7 protein-coding genes are annotated in these 9,120 nt (G+C 42.2%); 1 reads left to right on the top strand and 6 read right to left on the bottom strand.

Annotated features, from left to right (window positions below; all coding sequences use genetic code 11):
• Positions 1–88: 88 nt before the first annotated feature.
• Entirely contained in the window at positions 89–571 is a 483-nt protein-coding gene (locus ACM0OP_RS10955; RefSeq protein ID WP_414528435.1) for a hypothetical protein, read from the bottom strand.
• A gap of 152 nt (positions 572–723) precedes the next feature.
• A complete protein-coding gene (locus ACM0OP_RS10950) occupies positions 724–1,935 on the bottom strand; it encodes a DUF4336 domain-containing protein (protein WP_414528434.1) in 1,212 nt (403 codons plus the stop codon).
• Positions 1,936–2,188: 253 nt separating this feature from the next.
• Between ACM0OP_RS10950 and ACM0OP_RS10945 the strand changes: the two genes are divergently transcribed.
• Entirely contained in the window at positions 2,189–2,962 is a 774-nt protein-coding gene (locus tag ACM0OP_RS10945) for a hypothetical protein (protein ID WP_414528433.1), read from the top strand.
• A gap of 223 nt (positions 2,963–3,185) precedes the next feature.
• Here the strand turns inward: ACM0OP_RS10945 and ACM0OP_RS10940 are convergent, their stop codons facing one another.
• The 4 genes from ACM0OP_RS10940 to ACM0OP_RS10925 all read right to left on the bottom strand — a co-directional run bounded on the left by ACM0OP_RS10940 (position 3,186) and on the right by ACM0OP_RS10925 (position 8,862).
• On the bottom strand, positions 3,186–3,554 hold the full coding sequence (locus ACM0OP_RS10940; protein ID WP_414528432.1) for a hypothetical protein: 369 nt from the start codon (positions 3,552–3,554) through the stop codon (positions 3,186–3,188).
• Positions 3,555–3,604: 50 nt separating this feature from the next.
• A complete protein-coding gene (locus ACM0OP_RS10935) occupies positions 3,605–5,329 on the bottom strand; it encodes an ABC1 kinase family protein (protein ID WP_414528431.1) in 1,725 nt (574 codons plus the stop codon).
• Between the two features lie 309 nt (positions 5,330–5,638).
• Entirely contained in the window at positions 5,639–8,230 is a 2,592-nt protein-coding gene (locus tag ACM0OP_RS10930) for a M1 family aminopeptidase (RefSeq protein ID WP_414528430.1), read from the bottom strand.
• 317 nt (positions 8,231–8,547) lie between these two features.
• Positions 8,548–8,862 carry a hypothetical protein gene (locus tag ACM0OP_RS10925; RefSeq protein WP_414528429.1) on the bottom strand — a complete coding sequence of 105 codons (315 nt, stop codon included), beginning with the start codon at positions 8,860–8,862 and terminating at the stop codon, positions 8,548–8,550.
• Between the last annotated feature and the right edge of the window lie 258 nt (positions 8,863–9,120).

The following is a 9,120-nucleotide window of genomic DNA, read 5'->3' as shown; positions in this document are numbered from 1 at the left end:
CTTCCCACACTTCCCACACTTCCCACACTTCCCACACCTCCCACACCTCCCACACTCCCCACACTTCCCACACCCCCTGCACCTCCCTTTAACCGCTCCTCCATCGGTTGATAGCTCGGAAATATGCCCCCACGGGAATCTGATAAATTTCCACCCAAATCCACAGAATAATGGATAAATGTGACAAAAAAGTTAGGATAGTCCAGATGTATGGCAACCAACTAATTGGATCATCAGATACAGGCGGAAAGTAGTAAGCCACTAGAGCAATTAAACTTGTAGGCAGCACCACAAAGGCAACTGCGGCTAGCCCATAACCCCAACCTAAAGCCACCCCCTCTAACTGAGCTTCTGTCCAGTTCCAGCCATTCCAGCGCCAAATCAGGGGAGGTTGACGAGCAGGCATCTTGAGTTGCTGTTTTTCTACGTTAACCGTAAAAATTTCATGGCAGAAATCACAAGCCATAGTCTCCATCATCGGCATCGGATAGATTTTACCTACCCGACAGACAGGACAGGGGTAAACTCCTTGAAAGTCAAACGATGTTGAGAATCTTTGAGAACGGGGCATAGGCAATAGGAAGTAGGGAGTGGGGAATAGTTGATTACAAGTAATCTGCTGTGATTTTTCAACCTATTTGCGTATTTGAGGAGTGGCTAGGGGTGCAACTATTCTATTATCTAGCTTAATTTCCTTTTAACCTTCAGCAGCAATCACTACACCTAGACTTTTTCTTGGGGTGGGGGGACAATACGAGTTTTTTTCAAACCTTGATCAATATCCCGCAGTAGTTGCAAATCCTCCTCTGGTAAAAGATATCTCTCACTAGTGGGATGTTTTTCTAGAAAAGAGAAGGCTTGACGAAACTCAGTAGGCTTCGATGGAATTGGTGAATCAAAATGACAAGGAATAATCCTCTGAAAATTCCAATTGGCCACTTTTTCAGCCCAATCAATAGTTTCTCTAGGTGCGCGGTTGAGAATCAGGGTTTGTAAAATTGGTGCGACAAACAAACGCCCCTCACCACTGAGGATCTCAAATGAGTTTTGCCAATGCACATCCCATTGAAAGGGATATAAACCAAAATAAGCTTTTTGTGAGCGATTAGGGGCTTTCGTTGCTTGACGGAATACTTCAGCCCATTGAGGTACTGATAATACACTGGGGCGAAAATACAAAGCAAATAAAGAAATCCTTTGCCATCCCTTGCGGCGATTGGTGGGATGATCTGCAACCATATCAGATGCCGAGTCTTTGGCGTGGAATAATAAAGGATATGGATCTAACTGTACGATGTCTAGCGGATCTGCTGATACAGATACTACAGCATCAGTTACTAATAAAGTATGCGATCGCCTGTGGAAAAATGCCACTTCTGCAAACTTCCCCAAACCCAGTTGAATAGGTCCGAGAATTTCATAGTCAAACTCCTTCGCAAATGGTGTATTGCGGCAATCTGACGGTAATATATGAGTTCTTTTAGCAGGTAAACCCAGCCAACTTAGGGGCAGATTTAATGGAAAACTCCATTGACCAGGAGCCACAAACACTTGAGCGGTGGGAAAATTTTTGGCAAAAGGAGCAACAAAAACTTTATGTTCTATACCTGAAATAGTTGGCAAAATTATATACTTAACATCACCGTGTTTTGCCACCAACTCTTCAACCATTCTCAGACATTCTGGAGTCGGCGCAACGGGAGCATATACCAGCAGCCCTTCTTCTGCCAGCTTAACTACAGTCATGCGAATCGGAACAACAACATAGAAAATCCCCTGCATTTGGTCAAAAGTCCAGATTGTATCTTTAACCACTTCTTCCCGGATTGTCCGCCGTTGACCATAGGGGTAGAGTGGCAATATTAACCACAAAGGCCAAGAAAAATCCTGTTGATTAATCTGCTTTGGCTTTTTTGTACTTTGATCATCAGCCACTCTGCAACCCCTCCCAATTTCCCAATAATCGAATGATGCAGCTAATAACTTGCTTTTATGAATGTCTATTATCTCATAATTTAGACAACATTTATGGTTAATATGTATAGTGATTGTGATTATTTTATCCATTCCCCAAGCTCAGGAAATTTAATAAGAATCATGACTGGAGATATCAGCGATCGCAAACTTTTGTGACCTGGTATTTTTGCCATAATCAAATTCAGATTAAATATAACTATTCAGCAGTTTCATGAATTACCAAAACCAAGATTTTTGCTTCTGTACATTAGCCTTAAGACATAAATATTGTCTTTTAGCACAACAATTAGCCAATGATTTATACAAATATTCCCCTGGGACAAAATTGTTAGTATTAACAGACAAACCCGATTTTTTTAGGGATCATGCTCATGTTTTAGCAGTCCAACATCGTCAAAATGGGATTTTACATTGCTATCATGACAAAAGTATTCTCATGGAAATAGCTTTATCCAAATTTTCTACAGCAATTCATATTGATGCAGACACGCGGATATTAGGAGCTTTGCCAGAGAATTTACAGTGGAAACCAGGAATTACAGCCGGACACTACGAAAACTTGGTAGAACACGTTAGCAAGTATAATCCCGAAAGATTACCATCCCTACAAAAGGTAGCTAAACATCTAAATGTCGATTTAGAAACTGTCACCTATATGGGAGAATCTTTATTTATTATGACTCGAGATCATGGTAAAGAAAGAGAGTATTTAAAATACTGGGCAATGATCGGCAGGTATTTAGAATTAAGAGGGATTCATGCTGGGGCTGGTAATGCGATGGGAATAGCTGCGACTAAAGTGGGTTGGCAAATTTCCCAAGATAATTGGCAAGCCATTAAAAATGTGACTCACCATACAGATGCTTCTTATACTAACCAGGAAAAGAATTTATGGGAGAAGTCGCAACGCAGAATCGGTTATCACTACCGTTTAAATTTAGCTAGAATTATGGCTTTAAAAAATGCCAAATTTTATTATAGTTAAACTCTCTAGTCCAAGTGAGATGCCTTTGTTTAGACAGCGTGTGGGGAGAAGAGGCAGGGGAGCAGGGAGCAGGGAGCAGGGAGCAGGGGGGAGTGTGGGAAGTGTGGGGAGTGTGGGGAGAAAGATTTTTAGTTTCCAGTACCCATTACCCATTACCCAGTACCCAGTACCCAGTCCCCAGTCCCCAGTCCCCAGTCCCCAGTCCCCAATACCCAGTCCCTATCTATGAATCTAAATCTAAAGCCTGCATTCCTTGACGTTTAGCAAAAGTTAGGAGACTTCCCAACTGCAACCAAACTAGTAAACAAGTTAATAGACTAACTGGTAAACCTACGCCTAAAGCTAAGGGTAAGGGAAAACCAAATATCTCTAAACCTGATGAAAGAAATAGGGAGACACCAGCAGTAATTCCCAGAAATGGTACGAATAATTGCTTTAATGAAGAAGGAGATTGAGTATCTTCTGTACTATCTTCCGTCCATTGACCGACGATAACTTTTAACGTGCCTGATAAAGCCAGACCCGAAGTTAATGCCATCAAAAAACCAATCAGGAGAATAAGGTAGGGTGGTTGCCCTGGGTAATAGTACATAAAAACTCCACATTTATATAAAAAATTATACAGTAAAAAATCAGTCCCAGTTATTTTTTACTGTTTGATTGCACACTACTAAAAGTAGCAAATAACCCAGATTGGGGCATGATAGCAGCTACACTTTCTCTGGATAACTGTGTCAACATTCCGATGGCTACATTTAACAAACGATTCGGTTTAATGTCATCTTTAACCAAGTCCCAGAGACGTTGCACTTCTATGGTGTGTAAACGGTCATCTTCTGTGAGTGCTAACACTAATTGTCGGCGGAGAAATTCACCTTCTTCAGATAGCAGATATTGTAATCCCATTTGGGCTGTGGGTAAGACATCAAAGCTGCTGTCAGTCCGAGCAATTTCTAACAAATCTTCTAAACGTTGCCACTGGAATTTACCATCTTTAAATAAGACGTTGAGGAGTCGTCGCCTCAATTCGGGAGATTCACCAGTGAGTAAGCGTCTGGCGATGTAGGGATAACCCACTTCGACAATTTTGAAGTCTGGGTTGAGACTGAGGGCGATACCTTCTTGAGTCACTAGAGAACGAATAATTAAGGCGAATTGAGCCGGAACTCGGAAGGGATATTCGTACATCAATTCCGAAAATTCATCCGTTATGGTTCTAAAGTTAAATTCGTTAACGTTTTTACCGATCGCATTGCCCAAGACTGATTCTAATGCTGGGATAATTGGTCTAATGTTGGTGTCTGCTGTCAGAAAACCCAAGGCGATAAAATCGGTGGCTAAATCTTGGTAGTCTTTGTTGACTAAATGTACTAGGGCATCTACTACAGTTTCTTTGGTGTTTTCCTCCAACTGATCCATCATCCCGAAGTCAATGAAGGCTATACGTCCATCAGGCATGGCGAATAAGTTGCCTGGATGGGGGTCTGCATGGAAAAAGCCGTGTTCTAGTAGCTGTTGTAGTCCTGAAGTTACGCATATTTGGATGATGACTTCTGGATCTAAACCTGCGGCTTTGATTCTGATGGTGTCGGTGAGTTTGAAGCCGTTAATCCATTCCAGTGTTAAAACATGGGTGTTGGTGTAACTCCAGTAAATTACTGGTACTTTAACTCGCGGATCGTTGCGGAAATTGTGGGCAAATTTTTCGGCGTTACGACCTTCGTTGATGTAGTCAATTTCTTCAAATAGTTTGATGCCAAACTCGTCCACAATTAATGTTAGGTCGTGACCGAGATTTAAGGGTAGCCAAGGTGCTAACCAACCAGCTATCCAGCGCATCAAATAAAGGTCGAGGGTGATTACTGGGCCTAAGTTGGGACGTTGGACTTTGACGGCGACTTCTTCGCCGGTGTGTAGACGACCGCGATAAACTTGTCCTAAACTAGCCGCAGCCACTGGGTTAGGGGATAATTCGCTATAAACTTCCGAAATTGGTCGGTCTAGTTCGGCTTCGAGAATTTGATAGGCGATCGCATTATCGAAAGATGGTAACTGGTCTTGGAGTTTGATCAGTTCCTCTAAGAAATCTTTCCGTACTAAGTCTGGACGAGTGGAAAGAGCTTGACCTACTTTAATAAATGTCGGACCAAGTTTAGTGAGTAGTTCTCGTAATTGTGTAGCGCGTTTACCTTTGTTCTGCTCAACTTGATCTTGCCATTCGTCCCACTTGAGACTGAAAATAAATCCGGCAAAGGACCAGATAACTTGTAGCATTCGTCCCCAAGCAAGCCAGGGACGGTAACGATAGTGACTAGCGATCGCGTCCGCATTGTAGCGTCTTAGCTGACCGGGTTGATACTGACCCACGCCTTTACATACCTCTTCAACTGGGAATTATATACTTCTGTTTTTTATTCCCCTGCTCATATATTAATTTTGAGCCTGGAGTATTAGTAGTTTTGTGAGAAAACTAGGAATTTAAATTACTTCCGGGTGATATTCTCGGCGGTTTTAGCCTACCGTACTCCCTGGATGTTTTTATCTTTTCCTTAATTATACTTCATAAAACTACAAATTTTGGGGAATGGGAATTGGGGACTAGGGAGTGGGGAGTGGCGAGTGGGAATAGGAAAAAGTTTTCCCCGTCATCAACACCCCATACCCCATACCTCATGGCTAATTACTATTAGATTTGGCTTCCAAACCTGACAAGCGACTATTCAGTTCTTGATTTTGTTGTTTGAGTTGGTCGAGTTCCTCACGCATTTGGCGTAAAGCATTGTCTGTACCCACATTTTTTTGGACATGGGCAATTTCTTCTTCTGCGTAGCGACGCACTCGGCCATCTGCTGTTTGGTCCGCTAGCGATCGCAAAATTCCCATCGCTTTAGGAGTTTCCATTTGTCCCAAGGCCATGACCACAGCCACTTGAGTTAAAAAGAAGGTTTCCTTGGCTAATTCTGCTAATTTGGCTAAAATCCGGGTTAAATTCATTGGGCTTTGACCCACAGAAATTTTACCTAAAGCCCGAATTGTAGCTAGACGCAACGGTTGCGGTACACCAGGTTTAGTGTACTCCAGCAGCAGATTTAAAGCGGCTTCCGAAGTTTTCAGTTGCGCTAAACCAGCCACTGCACCACTGCGTACCACTTCATTCCAACCAGCTTTTTTCTCTAAAACTGATTGCAGCAGTTGAATTACCTTTTCTTCCTTGGGTTTTTCTCCTAAATTCACCGATGCAATTGACCCCACAGCCCGACTCGCGGCAGCTTCCACGTAATAACTAGGGTCGCCCTTTTTGACTAATTTTTTCACCGCCTTATAACTATTATGGGTTTTGATGGTAGCCAATGCTTCTACTACAGAACGGCGGACATAGGCATTATGGTCTTGTAATCCTGGAACCAATCCATCAAAGGCTTGATCTAACTTAATTTCTGCTAGTTGTTGAGCGACTTCCACCTGTACACCCCAAAATGAATCATTTTTCAGTGCATGGGATAGGGCAATGGTAGCTTCTAATCCACCTTTTTTAGCTAACGCTTCGGCGGCATAAATGCGAGAAATGGGGTTAGGGTCAAATTCCAACTGTGCTTTTAACTCCGGTACTGAATATTCCAAAGTGACAGTTTTCAGGAAATTATTTCCCACATCAAAGCTGACAAATTGGGGCTTGTCTGCTAGTGGAAAGTAAAAGCTTTGTTCCCTTTCATGCACCCGCACAGTAAAAGTTGTGATTTGTGCAGGTTTTCCCGGTTGAGTTTCACCAAAACCAATGGGAATTTTCAGGTCAAACAAATCTTTACTATCATTTTTGTCGGCTTGGGTTTGAGTAACTGTGACTTTCGCCAACTTTGCATCCCCATCCCAAGAATAAGCTACTTTAAAATCTGGATGACCACCGCGATAAACATATTGATCAAATAGGAATGTTAGATTTCGTCCAGTGGCTTTTTCTATGGCGCGGAGTAAGTCTACTGTTTCTACAGTTTTATGGGCGTTATCTTGGACAAAGGTGTGAATTGCTTGCCAAAATAATTCTTCTCCTAATTCCGCCCGGATCATGTGATAAACACAGGAACCTTTTTCGTAAATGTGGCGATCGTAAAGTTCTATGGCTTCGCGGTAAACATGAGTTACCATTGGGCGGCGGTAGCGGTGGCTATCTTCACTTAAGTAACTTCTGGCTTCTAATAGTCGATAGTATGCGGCTTCTTGGTGGCCATATTCATGTTCTGTCCACATAACTTCAGAATAGGAAGCCATACCTTCCTTAATCCAAGCATGAGACCAATGTTTAATAACTAGCAAATCACCAAACCATTGGTGGGCTAATTCGTGGACTACTAAACTTTCGGTGTTGCGATTATCTAAGGCGGCGCGTTCATCGAGTAAACATCTATCTGTTAATAGGGTGGTGGAAGTATTTTCCATCCCGCCAAAGATGAAATCATCTACACAAACTTGGGCATATTTGGGAAAAGGATATGTATAACCATACTTTTGGCTCAAAAATTCCATCATCCGGGGGGTTTTCCCCATGCTGCGTTTAGCGTCGTCTTTTCTACTCTTTTCTACATAGTAGGTGACGGGTTTTCCTTGCCATTCATCACGAATTTCGGCAAAGTCTCCCACTGCTAAGGTCATTAAGTAGGTAGGATGAATTTGCTGTTGTGACCAATGGTAAATTTTGTAATCGCCGTCGTCTTGGGTGTCAATCAGTTCGCCGTTGGAAACTGCTATTAAATGTTGAGGAACTCGTACCCGAATTTCGGAAGTTGAAAGTTGTCCGGGATAGTCGAAGCAGGGAAACCAGTAACGTGAGTCTTCGTCTTCTCCTTGAGTCCAAACTTGGGTGGGCTTGTGGGGATAGTTTTGGTCTGGTTGAATAAAGTAGATACCGCGTTGGGGTTTTTCGGCACTGTAGGCGATCGCAATTAACAAATGCTGCCCAATCTGCGTTGGTTGGGATAATTCAATAACTAGTTGTTCGCCGTTATACTCAAAATTCTGTTCGATATCGTCTACTTTTACAGTTTGAATCTTCAGGTTGACAGCATCCAAAGTCAAACGATCAATACCATTGCGGATGGGTAATAAGCGAATGCTGCAAGTCCCCTGATAACTTTGGTGGGGAATATCTAAAGAGAGATCAAGAAATATATGCTCTACTTGTCCAGGACGATCCGGGTTATAGTGCGGCCTAGCCCCTGGTAATTCAAAAGATTTGTGACCGTTATTGTCCGTACCAAAATAAAAATGCGACATTGATCCTTAATGACCTTTTAATCCTGAAGAGTCTGTTTGTGTATTCAAATGCTATAGCAACCGCCAATAAATTTACGAAAAAAATAGATAACAAAAACTTTGCTATTAGAGATTTTCGAGCCTATTTTATCCATTTTTAGGAATGCTTTCAGCAAAATAATCAGGTTGAGAAATCACCGCCCTCAAAGTATGGTGACGATATAAAATCTAGTTAATATTGTACATTGCAGCAAATTGTCCCCAAGAGTCTTTGGATTATGCCAAAAACACCTTGAGGACTTGTGATTTACTACCGAAGTATGTGGAGTGGAATAATTTTATACCATTTCTGTGTTTGGGGGGTCAATAGGGTCCATAGGATCTGGTTCTGGATCTGGGGGTGCTACGGGGTCTTCCACGGGGGGACTAAAGAAAAATTGCAGTCCTGCAAAAGTTGCTGCTGCTGCTGCTACTGCTGCTGCTCCTTGTCTGGCTCCCGGAATTGTCATATCAGGGGAAGGACGGAAAATGGGTAGGGACAAAAATCCACCCATGACGCTTTCTTGCTGTTCTAAATTTACTGCTTGAAACAGTGGGTTTGTATGACTATTTAGAGTTTGTAGATTTGTGCTTTCTTTTTCTTTGTTTTTCATGATCATTTACCTGTGGATTAATGCGAAATATTACACAATCACCGTAGGGTTAGAGGGTGGTTTTTTCCATTTAATACAAAGGGATTTCTTCCTCTGTACCTTTGTTGCTGTGATCTTCTCTGTCAGTGCCAAAGTCCTGATATTCAATATCCCCAAAACTAACTAACTGACACTGCTGACCTATACCGCAACACTTTGGTGTTTGCTGCCATAAATAGCGTACAAACAATGTTTTACTTAACACTAATTAAGGTAGCA

Source organism: Nodularia chucula CCY0103 (genome assembly GCF_963923915.1).
GTDB classification, from domain to species: domain Bacteria; phylum Cyanobacteriota; class Cyanobacteriia; order Cyanobacteriales; family Nostocaceae; genus Nodularia; species Nodularia chucula.
The sequence above is the reverse complement of the archived record's forward strand: the minus strand, read 5'-3'. Positions and strand labels throughout refer to the sequence as shown.